The following is a 17,650-nucleotide window of genomic DNA, read 5'->3' as shown; positions in this document are numbered from 1 at the left end:
GCTTAGTCAAATGAAACCTTAGGTGCCTGTTGCGCACTCTGCTCTGCACTAAAGTTTGGCTTGGTATCCATTCCAATGACTTTGGCCGTCATCACCTGCGGGAACTGACGTGCATAAGAGTTAAAATCTTGTACAGTGGTAATATAGCGGTTACGTGCTACCGCAATACGGTTTTCAGTACCCTCAAGTTGTACCTGCAGATCGCGGAACTGCTCGTTGGCTTTTAGATCAGGATAATTTTCAGTTACTGCCAGTAGACGTGACAAGGCACTGGTCATTTGTGCCTGAGCTTCCTGATAACGCTGGAACAGTTCAGGATCTTCCAGCACTTCACGATCGACTTTCAAGCCTGCAACATTGGCGCGTGCCTGAGTCACTTCAGTCAATACCTGCTCTTCATGTGCGGCATAGCCTTTTACCACATTCACCAGATTCGGCACCAAGTCAGCACGACGCTGGTACTGGTTTTGTACTTCGGACCATGCTGCAGTTACAGCCTCATCCTTAACTTGTAAGGTGTTATAGCCACAACCTGTAAGCGTCAGGGTACTGGCTAACATCAGAGCAATGAAAGATTTTTTTAATACAGGGATCATCTTTTATCCTCAATTCTTTATTGATATTTATTTAATTAATTTGATTTTAAACATATTTTTCCTAGTTTTTGTTAATTTTTATAATTTTTTACTTTTATCGTTTTTATTCCTTCTGTTCTGCTTCAGAGCTACGAATTAATATTGGATATATTGATAAGTTTAAATCCATATTTATTATAACTACTTAGAACTAAGCTGAATAAATTAGTAAAATGAAAAAAAATAAAAAACCCGCCGTAGCGGGTTTTTTAAATAGAGGATTAAATTAGATTAAATATCAAGATAATCCAGAATACCTTCTGCAGCCTGACGACCTTCCCAGATCGCAGTCACGACTAGGTCAGAACCACGGACCATGTCGCCACCAGCAAAGATTTTTGGATTTGAAGTCTGGAATTTGTATTGCTGTTGTTCAGCTGCAAGTACGCGACCTGAACCATCCAGATTGATTTCTACATCAGTGAACCAGTCTGCTGGGCTGGTACGGAAACCAAATGCCAGCAATACCGCATCTGCAGGCAGAATTTCTTCTGAACCTGGAATTGGTTCCGGACTACGGCGGCCACGGCTGTCTGGTTGACCCAGTTGAGTCGTTACCACTTTTACGCCAGTCACTTTGCCATTTTCACCCACGATTTCGATAGGCTGACGGTTGAACTGGAATTCCACACCTTCTTCACGCGCATTTTTTACTTCACGACGTGAACCCGGCATGTTCGCTTCATCACGACGATAAGCACAAACTACTGACTCAGCACCTTGACGGATTGAAGTACGGTTACAGTCCATCGCGGTATCACCACCACCCAAGACAATCACTTTTTTGCCTTCAACGCTGATGTATTCGGATGGATCTTTTTCCCACCCCTGGCAACGGTTCACGTTAGCAATCAGGAAATCCAGTGCATCATATACACCATCCAGATCTTCACCAGCAAAGCCACCTTTCATATAAGTGTATGTTCCCATACCCATAAAGACAGCATCATAGTCAGCGAGTAACTGGTCGATAGTAACATCGGTACCAATTTCAGTATTCAGACGGAATTCAACACCCATACCCGTGAAAATTTCACGTCGGCGTTTCATCACGTCTTTTTCCATCTTGAATTCTGGAATACCGAAAGTCAGCAGACCACCAATTTCAGGACGTTTATCAAATACAACTGGCTTAACACCATTACGTACCAGAATATCAGCACAGCCTAGACCGGCAGGACCTGCCCCAATGATAGCAACTTTCTTGTCAGTCCATTTCACATGAGACATATCTGGACGCCAGCCTAAAGCGAAAGCGGTGTCATTGATATATTTTTCAGCATTACCAATGGTGACTGCACCAAAACCATCATTGAGGGTACAAGCACCTTCACACAGACGGTCTTGAGGACAAACACGACCACACACTTCTGGCAAAGTATTGGTCTGGTGACAAAGTTCTGCCGCCTGGAAAATACGGCCTTCTGCCAGTAACTTCAACCAGTTTGGGATGTAGTTATGAACCGGACATTTCCATTCACAGTACGGGTTACCACAACCTAGACAACGATGTGACTGATTTGCAGCCACTTCTGTTGTGAAAGGTTTATAAATTTCCACAAATTCTGCTTTGCGGACGTCAATCTCTTTTTTCTCTGGATCTTGGCGTGCGACATCCAGGAATTGAAAGTCATTATTTAGGCGCTCTGCCATCTCTCTCTCCGTGGGTAGACCCAAGGCTTTATTCGCATTACCTTAGGTCTGCCTATATCTGCAGTAGTGGAATTATTGTGGATCAGCTTGAGTTGTTTTCAACAAGGTCAACAAGTTAGCTGCTTTTGGTTTTACCAGCCAGAACTTACGACTATAGAAATCAAACTCATGGCGGATCTTGTACGCCCAAGCACTACCTGTTTCTGCAATATGTTCATCTAAAATGCGAAGCAAGAAGGTCTGATGTTCTTCCATCGCTTCAGTTGAGATACGGTTCAGTTCAATCAACTCATGGTTGTAATGATCTACGAAATCATTGTCCAGGTCCAATACATAAGCGAAACCGCCGGTCATACCTGCACCAAAGTTATGACCTACTTTACCTAGAACAGTCACAATACCGCCAGTCATATATTCACAGCAGTGATCGCCTGCACCCTCAATCACGGCGAAGGCACCTGAGTTACGAACTGCAAAACGCTCACCTGCAGTACCTGCAGCAAACAATTTACCACCAGTCGCGCCATACAGACAGGTATTACCAATGATGGCAGTATTTTGAGTCTGGAATGGCGAACCTTTTGGCGGGAAGATCGAGATACGACCACCTGCCATACCTTTACCCACGTAGTCGTTCGCATCACCTTCCAATTTGAGATGCAGACCACCCGCATTCCAGACACCGAGTGACTGACCCGCTGTACCAGTCAGATTTACTTTAACCGGATGTGCTTCCATACTCAGGTTGCCATAACGTTTGGCAATTTCACCTGACAGACGTGCACCAATCGAACGGTCACAATTACCTACGGTAAAGCTGTATTCACCGCCTGTACCTGCTTCGATTGCTGGCAGAATTTCCTCTACCATTTTCTCAGCCAAAATACCTTTATCGAATGGTTCATTACCCTGTACTTCACAGTACTGTGCTTTGCCTTCTGCTGCTGGATGTGACTCTAACAGTTTGCTCAGGTCAAGGTGAGCATGCTTGTCAGTTTCACCTGGCAGGATTTCCAGCAAGTCGGTACGACCGATCAGGTCTTTCAGGCTAGATACACCAAGTGCCGCCAACCATTCACGAGTTTCTTCAGCAATGAAAGTGAAGAAGTTGATCAGCATTTGTGGTTCGCCGATGTAGTGCTCTTGACGCAGATGATCCTGCTGAGTCGCAACACCGGTCGCACAGTTATTCAAGTGACAGATACGCAGATATTTACAACCTAAGGCAATCATTGGAGTCGAACCGAAGCCGAAGCTTTCTGCACCCAAGATCGCTGCTTTTACGACGTCTAGACCAGTTTTTAAACCACCATCAGTTTGAACGCGTACTTTGCCACGCAGGTCGTTTACACGAAGTGCTTGATGCGCTTCACTTAAACCTAATTCCCATGGAGAACCCGCATGGTGAATCGAAGACAATGGAGATGCTGCTGTACCACCATCATAACCAGAAATGGTAATAAAATCGGCATAAGCTTTTGCCACACCTGCTGCAATCGTACCCACACCCGGTTCAGATACCAGTTTCACCGATACCATCGCTTGCGGATTGACCTGTTTCAAGTCAAAGATCAACTGAGATAAATCTTCGATTGAATAGATATCATGGTGTGGTGGTGGTGAAATCAGAGTCACGCCCGGAACTGAATAACGTAAACGGGCAATCAAGCCATTCACTTTACCACCAGGTAACTGACCGCCTTCACCCGGTTTTGCACCTTGAGCCACTTTAATCTGCAGCACTTCTGCTGATGTTAAGTAAGCAGGAGTTACACCAAAACGGCCGGATGCAATCTGTTTAATTTTCGAGTTACGAATCGTGCCATAACGCGCTGGATCTTCACCGCCCTCACCAGAGTTAGAACGACCACCGATGGTGTTCATGGCAATCGCAATCGCTTCATGTGCTTCAGGAGATAGTGCACCCAAAGACATACCCGCAGAGTCAAAGCGAGGCAGGATATCTTCTACAGACTCAACCTGATCCACTGGAATTGAATTGTCAGTTTTCAGCTTGAATAAGTCACGAATGGTTGCAATCGGACGATTGTTTACCAGCTCTGCATATTCTTTAAAGTCAGCATAATTACCAGAACGTACTGCTTTATGCAGTGAGTTAATCACATCCGGGTTAAACGCATGGTATTCCTTGCCGAAGACGAATTTCAGCATACCACCCTGATCGATTGGCTTACGGTTTTTCCAGGCCAAATCTGCCAGTTGCTTCTGGTCATTTTCAAGGTCAGCAAAAGTTGCACCCTGAATACGGCTCGGAACACCTACGAAGCATTTGTTCACAACTTCATTAGATAGGCCGACTGCTTCAAATAACTGACCGCCACGGTAAGAAGCCACAGTTGAAATACCCATCTTAGACAGGACTTTCAGCAGGCCTTTTTCAATCCCCTTACGGAAATTGTTTTGTGCATAGACTGGATCACCCAGCAACTCACCTTTAGCCACCAGATCATTGATCACATCATATGCCAAGTACGGATAAATTGCTGTCGCACCAAAGCCAAGCAAAACGGCAAATTGATGTGGATCACGTGCAAAACCGGTTTCAACAATCAGGTTCGCATCAGTACGCAGGCCAGTATTGATCAGATGATGGTGTACTGCACCAGTGACCATCACAGCATTGGCTGGCAAGAAACCTTCACGGATTTTCTTGTCTGAAAGTACCAATAAAGTTTTGCCGTCACGAATCGCTTGCGCTGATTCTTCGCAAATACGAGCAATCGCAGCTTCCAGGCCTTCAGTTTCAGCATAGTTCAGATCAATATCTGCAATCTCATAACCTGTACGGCCTAGCGTGCGGATCTGATGCATTTTTGAATTAGACAGGACTGGACTTGAAATAATCAGACGGTCTGCATGTTCTGGACCCTGTTCGAAAACATTTTGTTCACGACCTAAACAGGTTTCCAGCGACATCACGATCGATTCACGTAATGGATCGATTGGCGGATTCGTTACCTGTGCGAACTGCTGACGGAAATAGTCTGATACATGACGCACCTGACGTGACAGAACCGCCATCGGGGTATCATCACCCATAGAACCCACAGCTTCCTGACCGCTTTCAGCGATTGGACGCAGCAACTGGTCACGTTCCTCGAAAGTCACCATGAACATTTTCTGTGCCGCTTTCAGGTTGTCACCTTTCAAGCCTCGCTCACATAGATATTCTTCCAGCTCAGGGCTACCTTGTAGACGTACAGCATTTTCACGTAACCATTCACGGTACGGACGCATACGTTTCAGGTGATTATTCACATCCTGAGTATCTAATACTTTACCGGTATAAGTATCGATCACCAGCATTTGACCTGGACCTACACGTCCTTTAGAAATGACATCTTCAGGTTCATAACCCCATACGCCGATTTCTGAAGCCAGTGTGATGTAGCCATTTTTAGTGATGACCCAACGTGCCGGACGCAAGCCGTTACGATCCAGCATACAGATCGCATGACGACCGTCTTGGATAACTAAACCTGCAGGACCATCCCATGCTTCCATATGTTTAGAGTTGAACTCATAGAATGCACGTAAATCAGCATCAAGCGTTTCAACGTTCTGCCAAGCAGGTGGAACCAGCATACGTAGCGCACGGAACAGATCCATACCACCACCCACTAGAATTTCCAGCATGTTATCCAGACTAGATGAATCTGAACCAGTACGGTTTACGATTGGATTCAGCTCAGTCAAACCTGGCAGTAACGGGTTTTCAAATTTAGGTGTACGCGCCATTGCCCAGTTACGGTTAGCCGTAATAGTGTTGATCTCACCATTGTGCGCCAAGTAACGGAATGGCTGAGCTAGTGGCCAGCGTGGCAATGTATTGGTAGAGAAACGTTGGTGGAAGACCACGATATGTGATGCCAGACGCTCATCAGCCAGGTCAGTATAGAAGTCGGCAATCGCTGCCGGCATCATCAGACCTTTATAGCTGATTACAGTTGAGCATAAGGTCGTCACATAGAAGTATGGATCACTAGTTAACTGCTGTTCAGCACGACGACGTGCAAGGAACAATTTACGGTTGAATTCAACTTCAGTCACACCGATTGGGCAGTTAACAATCACCTGTTCAAAAGCTGGTAGAGACTGCATTGCAATCTCACCGAGCGCCTCATTATTCGTCGGTACAACACGCCATGCGATAACGCGACAGCCTTCTTCTTCAATTTCTTTCGTCAGGACTTGTTTTGCATGTGCGGCTAATGCTGGATCCAGATTCAGGAATACTGTACCCACAGCAAAAATCTCACTTAAGGTAATGTCACTTAAGCGTTTGGCCTCTTCACGGAAGAATTCTTTAGGCATTGCCAGCAATAGACCACAACCATCACCGGTCTTGCCATCAGCAGCAATACCGCCACGGTGGGTCATACAACTTAGACTATGAATTGCGGTCTTGACCAGATCATGACTGGCATCACCCTGCATATGGGCGATCAAACCGAAACCACAGTTATCTTTAAACTCATCCGGTTGGTATAAACCTTGAGCGGGAGCTACATTATTAGGCGATGGCATGTGCATAGCGTACCCTTCTTTTCACTAAGCCCGATAGGCTATTAAACAATCTAAATTCTGCTGTGCGTGACTGTCTGATTTACTCCGCAAGCTAAGCAGCTTTATAGAGCAAAATATCATTGAGTATCTTTTCAACATAATCCTTTTTCAGACGGAATGCATGAAAAATAACATTCATTTTGCTGATGGATAAGATAAAAATAAGCAACAAATATGACAATTACGCCTATTCATCGAATCATTTTCGCGCCAAAACAGGGAGATTAATTCAATTCATGCACCAATAAAGCAAATTTCATGCCAACTTAAAGAGCAAAAATCAAAACAACACAAATGACAAAGATTTAGCCTACAAAAGGAAAATTATGATTATTTATGGTGCGTATTTTTTGCACCAAAAGCGCACATTTATAATAAAGATAAAGTGTCAGTGCGCTATTTTAGACCGGCCTAGTTAAATGGATCACTAATCTCGTTTTCTTGAGGCCGAGAATTGCCATTTGATGAGCGCGGACTTCCGTCGACATGACTTTGAGATTTCTGTACATCCACTACATTACCTTCCTGATCACGTCGAACAATCGTGGTACTCGTGGTGCTTTCTTTAGGGGTGACCACAGGGGCTGAAGGTTGAGCTTTCGGTCTGATCTGTACGGATTCATCGACTTTCGGTAAAGGTACATTTTTCAACTGAATTTCATAGAGTTTTTGATTACTTGCCAGTTCTTCCGAACCCATACTGTTGACTAGACTGGCATATTGTTGCATGGCCACAACTTTAGGCTGGACGGATTTAGGCAGATTCAGATTGAGCGCTGATAAAGCCTGTTGAGCTTCTGCTGCGGTTTTATACAGACCATATAACAATACATATTGTTCAGGCTGGTTCTCACCCGAAAGCCTTAAATAAACAAAAGGCTTACGATCCTGTTGCTTTTTCAGGAAGGTTTTTAGAATGGCTTCATTACCTACACGAAATAGCTCAATCGCATGCTGTTTCTTTACTTCACCAATATATTTGGTTCCACGGAATTCAGGCTCATGACTAACATTGACAACAATTCGAGTATTGAGATCAAGAGGCTTAACCTCATCAGAAAGTGCACCAAGATGGGTCATAGAGGCTACTTTTTCTGGTTGAATCTGTAATTCAACTTCCGTTTCCGGCTTCTTCTCTACTTCTACAACTTCATCTGTATCAGCGATAGCCCAAAAAACCAAGGCAGCAAATAGACAGCATACACCACAGACCAGCCAGAAATAATGCTGAATCTTTTGCCAAGGGGTACGTAATGCTGTCATAAAAATTTAAACCTATGCCTGATGAGCTAAAATCGCCTGTTGCATCAACTCGACATCAAAGTCTCGAGTAATGACTGCTTTTCCAAGTTGCTGCAATAATACAAGACGAAGCTGCCCATTTAAAACTTTCTTGTCGTAAGCCATATAAGCTAGAAAATCGTCAAGTGGGATTTTAGGACAAACAATAGGTAATTGCGCACGAGAAATGATTTTTTTTGTACGCTCAAGGTCTTCTAATGAAATCCAACCCATGCGATGGGATAAATCTGCTGCCATTACCATACCGGTTGCTACAGCTTCACCATGTAGCCATTCACCATAGCCCAGATAAGACTCGATCGCATGACCAAAAGTATGACCGAGATTAAGTAAAGCACGCTCACCCTGCTCTTTTTCATCATTCGCTACAATACGAGCTTTATGCGCACAAGAACGATAAACCGCTTCGGCCAGCAATTGCTCATCACGAGCAATAAGACCTTCCATATTGGCTTCTAACCAGACCAGAAATTCTTCATCACCGAGCAAGGCATATTTAATCACTTCAGCCAAACCGGCAGATAGCTCACGATCTGGCAGCGTAGATAGCTGCGACATATCTGCCAGCACCACTTGTGGCTGCTGGAAAGCACCAATCATGTTTTTACCCAGTGGATGATTAATACCGGTTTTACCTCCTACACTAGAATCCACTTGAGAAAGTAACGTTGTTGGCACCTGAATAAAATATACTCCGCGCTGGAAACAGGCAGAAGCAAAACCAGCCATATCTCCAATAACACCGCCACCGAGTGCCAGTACTGTACAGTCTCGGTTAAAACCTGCCTCAAGCAATGCATCAAAAATCAGGTTTAGATGCTCAATATTTTTGTATTTCTCACCATCCGGCAAAATACAGGTCGCCACAGTTTTACCCAAATTTTCTAATGCAGCCTTATAGCGATCCAGATAGAGTGGTGCCACCGTATCATTACTGACAATCATCACCTGCTTGCCATGAATATAAGGCTCAAGCAACTCCTGAGGATTCAAGTTACTGCCAATAAAAATGGGGTAACGGCGTTCACCGAGTTCGACATATAAGGTTTTCATGAGGGGATAACCACTTTTTCAACTGAACTTATTTTTTTGGAAGGATGAGATTCAGAATACGCTGCGCCAGATCTCGTGCAGCTCCCTGATTGGTCTCAATGATGTAATGTGCGACTTCCCGGTACAACGGATCCCGTACTGCAAGCAGATCTCTGAGTTTCTGTTCAGGATTTTCGACTTGTAACAAGGGACGGTTTTTGTCGCGATAGGTTCGCTGAAGCTGAATTTCAACTGGAGTGTAAAGATAAACAACGATGCCTCGCTGCTTTAAATAATCCCGATTAGGAGCCTGAGTAATTGCACCACCACCAGTCGCAAGCACCAGCTGTGGACGTGAGGTTAACTCATCAATTACAACAGTTTCACGATGACGAAAACCCCTCTCACCTTCTTTTTCAAAGATCCAGGGAATCGTAGCCCCTGTTTTCCGCTCAATTTCATGATCGCTGTCCAGAAATTCTCGTCCTAACAGTTCTGCTAAATGTCGTCCTACTGTTGTTTTACCGGCCCCCATCGGCCCTACCAAATAGATATTTGGCAGGGTTTCAAACTCTTTGCTTGGCAAGGAGTCACCTATTCATTTTGTTAAATTCAAAATATATTAATGATTTCTTGAAACACTGTCATTAACAATTCGAGGTGTAACAAAAATCAGTAACTCACGTTTGTTATCCGATTTTACATCTTTACGGAATAAACGACCTAAATAAGGTAGATCGCCCAAGAAAGGAACTTTAGTTTGTGCATTTCGAGTTTCTTGCTCAAAAATACCACCAAGTACTACTGTTTCACCATTATCAACCAGTACATTAGTATTGATCTGGTTCTTATTAATGGTTAACTGTCCAGTTGGGGTCGGGTTTCCTGGCGAGTCACTGGTAATATTCAATTCCATCTGTACCTTACCATCTGGCGTAATACTCGGTGTTACATCTAAACTTAAAGTTGCATCAATAAATTCAGTAGTTGAAACTGCATTAGCACCACCACCTTCTGAAGACTGATAAGGAATTTGAGAACCGGAGGCAACGGTTGCTTTTTGCTTGTCAGCAGTGAGCACTTTTGGCGTAGAAATCACTTCACCATAACCGTCTGCTTGAAGCGCAGAAAGTTCAAGATCCAGCATAAAATCCGAAAGGCTAATTAAGCCAAAAGCAATACGGCTAGCCCCCTGACTAGTGACACCTAAATCTACATTCAGGTTATCTGGGCGTTGAATATCATAGGTAAATCCGCCTAAATCACTTTCTTGAGGATCTCTCAAATCCCATAGGGTAGTATCGCTCCCCCCCACAAGAAGGTGATTATTATTGGTAATCCCTTGAGATAGAATCCCCCACTTCACACCCATTTCTTTGGTAAAGTCAGTGGTTGCACGAACGATACGTGCCTCAACCATTACCTGCTTCACTTGCACATCAAGCAAATCCACCATATTACGGATTTTGTCAATGAAAGGCTGAGTATCATTCACAATAATGGTATTGGTACGAGCATCAATAGAGATAGAGCCACGTGAACTTAATAAACTTTCTCTATCATCACTGTTACTTGTATTGCTTGAACTACCTGATCCTGATGCACTCTTATTTTGAGTAATCAGCTTTTCAATATCAGCTGCCTTTGCATAACTGAGCTGCATATATTCAGTTTGAATTGGTGCAAGTGCAACGCTTTGTTTTAAAGCCTTAGCTTCTTCTTCTTCAGCCTTAATCAGCTCTGCAACTGGTGCAATCCAGATGACATTACCATTACGGCGTTTATCCAGATTTTTGGTTTTTAATACAATATCTAAAGCCTGATCCCAAGGCACTTCTTTGAGGCGTAAGGTAATATTACCTTGTACGCTATCTGCAGCAACCATATTGATATCGGTAAAATCAGCTAATAACTGTAGAACTCGACGAACTTCAATATCCTGAAAATCTAGGGAAATTTTCTTACCAGTATAATGTTGTGTTGCTTTAGGACGCAGCGGATTTTTAACTTCTGGACGCTTCAAACTAATGGTCAGCTTATTATCCGTCTGGAAAGCCATATATTCATAACTTTCTGCAGACTGAATGGTAATCACGCCTGATCCATTCTGGTTGACTGCATCTACCGTTGAAACGGGTGTAGCAAAATCATTTAAATTTAAACGTCGGGTCAAATGTGCTGGAATCTTGGAGCCCAAGGTCCGTACAATCACTTTGGTTCCCTGCTGCTGTACATCGACTGGTGTGTTCTGACCTGCCAGATTAATTACTACCAGCCCTTCACCTTGCGCACCCCGCTGAAAACCAATATTGGTAATTCCCTGAGCGACCTGTTGTTGGACAGGCTGAGCAATAGCGACTGGAGTAGCAGAATTAATTTTTAAAATAAAGGTATTGCCTTCCACACGTGTCGTAAATGCTCCTGCATTAGCAAGATTCACTGTCAAGCGAGAACGCTGTGCATCCGAGCTAATATCGACTGAACTGGCTTCAGCAGTCGCGACTGGAATACTAGACTGTTTTAGATTTTGTTGTGCCTCATTAAAATCCAGAATCAGACGTGATGGAGATTCAAGCTGATAAGCTTGAGGCTGAGGTGGTAGACCGTTAAACATCACTCGGATTTCAGTTCCCTGTCCAGGAATCTGCATTGGCACCACATTGGTCATTGAAACCTGCGCACTGGCCGCTTGCATCACAGCAATCGCGACAGCCCCCATAGAAAACTGACGAAACACATGATTCATTGTATTAGCATCCCCAAAAATAAATTCTTTAATACTCTTATTCATTTTTATTCCTTAAAACTTATGGCGCTGGTCCAATCAAAACCAGACTTCGTGGACGTTCCACATATCCCTCACGGCCATCTGGAATAATCTCAATCAAGTCAATCTGTGTCGGCGTAATTCTCGTTACACGACCATGATTAAGCCCCATATAGCTGCCACGTTGTATCCGTTCAATTTCCCCATCAGGCGTTTGAATTAAAGCCAGAATCTGCCCCGCCTGATTCCGCATACTGCCTTTCATGCTTAAAGTTTCCAGTGGATAACTCTCTAAAGGCTGTAATTGGCGTGACAAGTTTGGATAAACCCGCTTACCCGCCATAATTTTCAATTCAGCTGCTAAAGAGCTCGGCAGGAAAGGACTTTTTAGCTGATGAGCTGCATAATTAAACATTTCTGTCGGAATAAAATCTGGTGCCGGCTCAATCGGTAATGGCGGTTGATTACGAATATTGGCCATTTCCTGATTGACTGCATCAATTCTTGATTCGCAACCCACCAATAAAAATCCAAGCGTTAAAGCTGAAGTAATTTTAATGATATTCATTACTGAGCTCCCTGCGTATCAGTTGTAGCCGGAGTAGATGAAGCATCTGCATTACCTACATAACGATAGGTTTTCGCTTTTACCACATAATCAATGACAGGAATTTCAGATTTCTTTTCTTTATTTTCAGTCCCTGTAATGGTGAAATCATGCAGTGTAACGATACGCGAAAGCCCTGCAATACTGCTCACAAAAGAACCAAAGGCATGATAATCCCCAGTGGCTTCAATCGCGATCGGCTGCTCAATAAAGAATTCCTGCTTGATTTCAGGTTCCAGGCGAATATTCTTGAATTTCAGTCCAGAGTTCACCCCACTCAGGTTAATATCTTCAACCAGGCCAGGAATTTCAGTTTCTTTCGGCAATTGTTCCAATTGCTGATTAAAACGTGCTTCCATCTCCTGCAACTGAATCTGATACTGCTGTAAATTACGCAGCTTGGATTCCTTTTCCCGGAATTCATTTAACAGGTTTTGTTCTTGAGCACTGGCTTGTGAAATTGCTTCTATCTTGCCGCGAATAAATCCGAAATACCCCAGCATAAAAACCAGAATAACAATAAAGATCCAGCAGGTAATCTTGACTGATAATGGCCAGCTGCCATAATTATTTGGATCTAGTGTATTGAATTGTTGAAAGAATTTCTCAACTGTCATTTTTTTTCTAGGAACAGCCACTACGTCTTGGCTTAATTCATCGAATTCGTCATTACTCATGATGATGCCTCCGCTGTAGTTGTGGCTGGTGTTTGTCCTTCTTTAAGTGTTGGCTCAGCGATTTGATCCAGATCAACCGTGACCGTAAAGCTGCCATAAGATTCTTCCACTCGAGGAATCACTGATGATGGCGCTTTATCTTTTGGTTCTTCAGCAACCAGGAAAGCATTCATAAATGCATTACGATACCAGGTAGAAGCCTCCAGATTACGTAGCAATTCAGCCACTGTATTCGGACTTTCTGCCTTACCTTCAATAGTGAATTTATCGCCGGTACGCTGAAATTTGGTAATGTACATATTGCTTGGTGTGACCCGTACAATTTCATCAATCAGGTGGACTGCGATCGGTCGTTGAGTCTGTAAACCCTGAATCAGCTTCATACGTTCAACAATTGCATTACGCTGGTCTTGTAAGCCATCTAATGCTTTCAGCTGTACATCCAGATTCTGGTTAGTACTGACCACCAGCTGGTTGGCCTGTTCCTGATCCTGAAGTTTTTGATCATAGTAGAACCAGGTTGAACCTGCTGCTGCCAATCCTAGAAAAAGTGCCCCTGCGCAAATCGCTACAAATTCATTATTTCTTTTAATTCTTAGCTCATCGCGCCAAGGGAGTAAGTTAATCTTTGCCATTAATCAAAACTCCTCAATGCCAAACCACATGCAACCATGAGTGAGGACGCGTCATTTTCAATTTTTTTAATATCAATTTGAGGAGAAAAGCCCATTTGCAGGAATGGATTGGCAATCGTGACCCGGTAGCCGAGTTTTTGCTGTAATAGTTTTGCCAGACCTGGAATATTGGCATTTCCCCCTGCCAATAAAATATGGTCAATCTCGTTAAACTGAGATGAAGAGAAGAAGAACTGTAATGAACGGGCTGCTTGTTGGACTACAGCATCCAAGAAAGGTTCCAGCACTTCGATGTCATAGTCATCCGGTAAGGCACGGGTTTTTTTAGCACGACCTGCTTCCTCAAAAGACAATCCATAACGGTTCTGGATTTCCTGAGTCAGCTGTTTGCCACCAAAAACCTGCTCACGGGTATAAATGATCTTGTTATTCTGCATGACGGATAAGGTCGTCATACTATGACCAATATCCAGGATCCCGACAGTATTTACCCCCATCGGTAAGGTATCCGAAAACACCTTGAATGCATTTTCTAATGCAAAACTTTCGACATCTGCAATTTTTGGATTAAGATTGGCAATTTGCAGTACTTCAGAACGCGCTTCAACATTTTCTATTCGGGTCGCTACCAACAGGACATTGACCCGGTTCGGATTGGTTAAACGGTCTGGCAGAACTTCAAAGTCCAGGCTGGCTTCATCAAGTGGGAAAGGAATATATTGTTCAGCATCTTCACGAATCTGAACTTCACGTTCATCATCCGACATATCGGCATCCATTTCGATGATCTTGGTGATGACCATAGAAGTTGGAATCGCAAAGGCTGACTGACTGGACTGGGTATTGGCCAAATTAATCGCACGCCCCAACGCATCACCCACCGCTTCTGGATTTAAAATGTTTTTTTCAACGACACTACTTTCTGGTAGTGGGACCAAAGCATAACTTTCTACCCAGTACCGACCGTTCTTTACAGAGAGCTCTAAAACTTTAACAGAAGTCGAACTAATATCGACTCCTATTAACCCCTTATTTGGCTTACGATATAACCTGCGCACAATACAATTCCTATTATTTTTTTATCCCCAATAAAAACAAACTCACCAATCTGTGCCGGCCTATAATTTTATACAGATACAATAACTCATCTAACAATATGTATATCTAAAGGATATACTGACCGGTAATTAGTTTGCCATTAGCTCTTATTAAAACTTACTTGTTATGAAAAAGCTATCTTGTTCAGGCCTTGTTCATCCATTTTTTTTGATCATTATCATTATTTTGATCTCAATTCCGATGGGTTTCTATGGCATGTATCTCTATATTGCCCCATCTTTGCCTGAAATGTCTACGCTTAAAAAGGCACCTTTATTAAAGCCTTTACAAGTTTTTAGCTCAGATAATAAGCTCATTGCAGAGTATGGTGGCAAGCTTTCTGTTCCTGTGAATTATGAACAGATTCCGAAAGAATTTATTCACGCCTTCCTCGCTGCAGAAGATTCTAGTTTCTTCGAACACAGCGGGATCAGCTTTAAAGGTTTAGGACGTGCAGTCAGTGAAACCATTACTGGCTCTGATGTACAGACTGGTGGTTCGACCATTACCATGCAGGTCGCCAAAAACTACTATTTAAGTCCCGAACGTACTTTAAAGCGTAAGCTAACTGAAATTTTTCTGGCACGTAAAATAGAACAGAATTTAAGTAAAGAAGAAATTCTGACTTTATATGTCAATAAAATTTTCTTGGGAAAAAATGCTTACGGCATCGCGGCAGCAGCCAAAATCTATTACAACAAAAGTTTAGATGAGCTTTCGATTGCGCAAATGGCAATGATCGCCGGTCTTCCTAAGGCACCTTCTCGCTACAATCCAGTGGCCAATCCTAAACGTGCACTGGAACGCCGTAACTGGATTTTAGGTCGTATGCTGCAACTGGGTTATCTAAATCAAAGCCAATATCAGGAAGCCATTGCTGAACCGATTAACCTGGATATGCCTGACCGTAGTACGCGTAACAAATTCCCCTACGTCGGTGAAATGGTTCGCTCTGAACTGGTAGAAAATTTTGGTGAACAGGCCATAGATTCAGGTTATAAAGTCTACACGACGATCCACAGTGAACGTCAGGCTTATGCTGAACAGGCAGTACAGGATGGTTTAGAGGCCTATGATCGTCGTCATGGCTGGCGAGGTGCTGAGGCTCATGATCAGCCTCTGCAAAATTTCCGTGTCTATGCCAACACTTACCCTGCTGAAGTGACCAAGGTCAATAATAATAGCTTTGAAGCGTTGATGCAGGATGGTACAACCGTAACTGTGCCTTGGTCAGGCATGTCTTGGGCTCGTCCTTATCGTAGTGCAGACAGTGTAGGTGCTGCACCAAGCAGAGCATCACAGATTGTTAAAGTTAAAGATGTTGTTCGTTTAAGACCTAATGAGAATAAAAGTTCCTGGGCACTGGTACAAACGCCTCAGGTACAGGGCCAATTAATTGCATTAAACCCGAATAATGGTGCGATTGAAGCCATTGTCGGTGGTTATAATTTTTATCAATCCAAATTTAACCGCGCGACTCAAGGCTGGCGTCAGCCGGGTTCAACCATTAAACCTTTTGTTTATGCTCTGGCTTTAGAACGTGGTATGACTCCGCATACCATGGTCAATGATGCGCCTATTACCATTGGTAAATGGAGTCCACGTAATTCGGATGGCCGTTATTTAGGAATGATTCCTTTACGTCGTGCTTTATATCTGTCACGTAACACGGTTTCAGTACGCCTATTACAAACCGTTGGTATTGAGCGTACCCGTCAATTATTTATGGATTTTGGCTTGCAGGATAACCAGATTCCACGGAACTATACCATTGCTCTAGGTACACCTCAGGTTTTACCAATCCAAATGGCCACTGGTTATGCTACGTTCGCCAATGGCGGTTATCGGATTCAGCCCCATTTTATTACGCGTATTGAAGACGCCTATGGCAAGACTATTTTTGAGGCTAAGCCTGAATATGCCTGTATCTCGTGTATTAATACTCAGGAAGAAAGCCCTCAACCAACAGGCGCACTCACTCCTGATGATGAGGCGATTGAAATCAATAACAAGACCCTAGCGCAAAAACCAGAGACACCAAAAATCTCGGCTGAAGACAGTAATTACCGTCAGGCAGAACGTATTCTAAAATCTAGCTCTGCTTATGATATGGCGAATATTTTACGTGATGTGATTCAACATGGTACGGGGCGTGCTGCTTTAAGAATTGGTCGTAGTGATATTGGGGGTAAAACCGGTACCACCAATGATGCCAAAGATGCCTGGTTTGCAGGTTTTAATGGCAAGCTGGTCACCGTTGCCTGGGTCGGTTTTGATCAGCCAAAAACTTTAGGTCGCCGTGAATACGGTGGCGTGGCAGCCTTACCAATCTGGACGGACTTTATGGGGAATGCCTTAAAAGGCACACCAGAAGCTTGGGTTCGCCTGGATCGCAATGCTAAAGCACCAATTAACCGTAATAAAGTAGTCCAAGGTGAGCAGGAACAGCATGATCCGTCGTCTCCACCTTTAGCAACGCCTCTGTATCGCCCTGCCCCGGTTGTAGCACCTCGGCGACAAAGCAATGATTTTGAAGATTTACCTGATCAGGAAATCCGCATACCGGATGATGAAAGAGTGGCACCAAGAGACCAGCCACTACAGCCAAATCGGGTGGTGGATCCTTTGGAAAACTTGATTGAAGAAATTGAATAATC

Annotated in this window: 12 protein-coding genes; 1 reads left to right on the top strand and 11 read right to left on the bottom strand. The window is 43.6% G+C overall.

What is annotated here, in order from left to right:
- Positions 1–2 precede the first annotated feature (2 nt).
- The 11 genes from ACWM1W_RS01695 to ACWM1W_RS01645 form a co-directional block, all read right to left on the bottom strand.
- Positions 3–596 carry a LemA family protein gene (locus ACWM1W_RS01695; protein WP_004787108.1) on the bottom strand — a complete coding sequence of 198 codons (594 nt, stop codon included), beginning with the start codon at positions 594–596 and terminating at the stop codon, positions 3–5.
- Between the two features lie 270 nt (positions 597–866).
- Positions 867–2,288, bottom strand: coding sequence for an FAD-dependent oxidoreductase (locus ACWM1W_RS01690; RefSeq protein WP_180025542.1), 1,422 nt, complete (start codon positions 2,286–2,288; stop codon positions 867–869).
- Positions 2,289–2,360: 72 nt separating this feature from the next.
- Positions 2,361–6,836 (bottom strand): glutamate synthase large subunit, encoded by a 4,476-nt coding sequence (gene gltB, locus ACWM1W_RS01685; RefSeq protein WP_375725980.1) that lies wholly within the window; start codon positions 6,834–6,836, stop codon positions 2,361–2,363.
- Positions 6,837–7,286: 450 nt separating this feature from the next.
- Positions 7,287–8,138, bottom strand: a complete 852-nt coding sequence (locus ACWM1W_RS01680) for a hypothetical protein (RefSeq protein ID WP_375725959.1) — start codon at positions 8,136–8,138, stop codon at positions 7,287–7,289.
- Positions 8,139–8,150: 12 nt separating this feature from the next.
- Positions 8,151–9,230 carry a 3-dehydroquinate synthase gene (gene aroB, locus ACWM1W_RS01675; protein ID WP_375725958.1) on the bottom strand — a complete coding sequence of 360 codons (1,080 nt, stop codon included), beginning with the start codon at positions 9,228–9,230 and terminating at the stop codon, positions 8,151–8,153.
- 28 nt (positions 9,231–9,258) lie between these two features.
- Positions 9,259–9,795, bottom strand: a complete 537-nt coding sequence (gene aroK / locus ACWM1W_RS01670) for a shikimate kinase AroK (protein WP_375725957.1) — start codon at positions 9,793–9,795, stop codon at positions 9,259–9,261.
- Positions 9,796–9,831: 36 nt separating this feature from the next.
- Positions 9,832–12,000, bottom strand: coding sequence for a type IV pilus secretin PilQ (gene pilQ / locus ACWM1W_RS01665; RefSeq protein WP_375725956.1), 2,169 nt, complete (start codon positions 11,998–12,000; stop codon positions 9,832–9,834).
- Positions 12,001–12,016: 16 nt separating this feature from the next.
- Positions 12,017–12,544 carry a pilus assembly protein PilP gene (locus ACWM1W_RS01660; protein ID WP_034169727.1) on the bottom strand — a complete coding sequence of 176 codons (528 nt, stop codon included), beginning with the start codon at positions 12,542–12,544 and terminating at the stop codon, positions 12,017–12,019.
- A complete protein-coding gene (locus tag ACWM1W_RS01655; RefSeq protein ID WP_005233587.1) occupies positions 12,544–13,260 on the bottom strand; it encodes a type IV pilus inner membrane component PilO in 717 nt (238 codons plus the stop codon). Before ACWM1W_RS01655 ends, ACWM1W_RS01660 begins: the two co-directional genes overlap by 1 nt.
- Entirely contained in the window at positions 13,257–13,895 is a 639-nt protein-coding gene (locus ACWM1W_RS01650; RefSeq protein ID WP_005233586.1) for a PilN domain-containing protein, read from the bottom strand. Before ACWM1W_RS01650 ends, ACWM1W_RS01655 begins: the two co-directional genes overlap by 4 nt.
- Positions 13,895–14,953: a pilus assembly protein PilM gene (locus tag ACWM1W_RS01645; RefSeq protein WP_004787132.1), complete on the bottom strand. Its 1,059-nt coding sequence runs from the start codon at positions 14,951–14,953 to the stop codon at positions 13,895–13,897. Before ACWM1W_RS01645 ends, ACWM1W_RS01650 begins: the two co-directional genes overlap by 1 nt.
- A 166-nt stretch (positions 14,954–15,119) precedes the next feature.
- On the opposite strand from ACWM1W_RS01645, the gene ponA reads away from it, so the two are divergent.
- On the top strand, positions 15,120–17,648 hold the full coding sequence (gene ponA / locus ACWM1W_RS01640; protein WP_375725955.1) for a penicillin-binding protein PBP1a: 2,529 nt from the start codon (positions 15,120–15,122) through the stop codon (positions 17,646–17,648).
- The last annotated feature ends 2 nt before the right edge of the window (positions 17,649–17,650 follow it).

The sequence above is a fragment of the Acinetobacter sp. TW_SC_4 genome (assembly GCF_054861205.1).
This window is presented reverse-complemented; position numbering and strand designations above follow the sequence as displayed.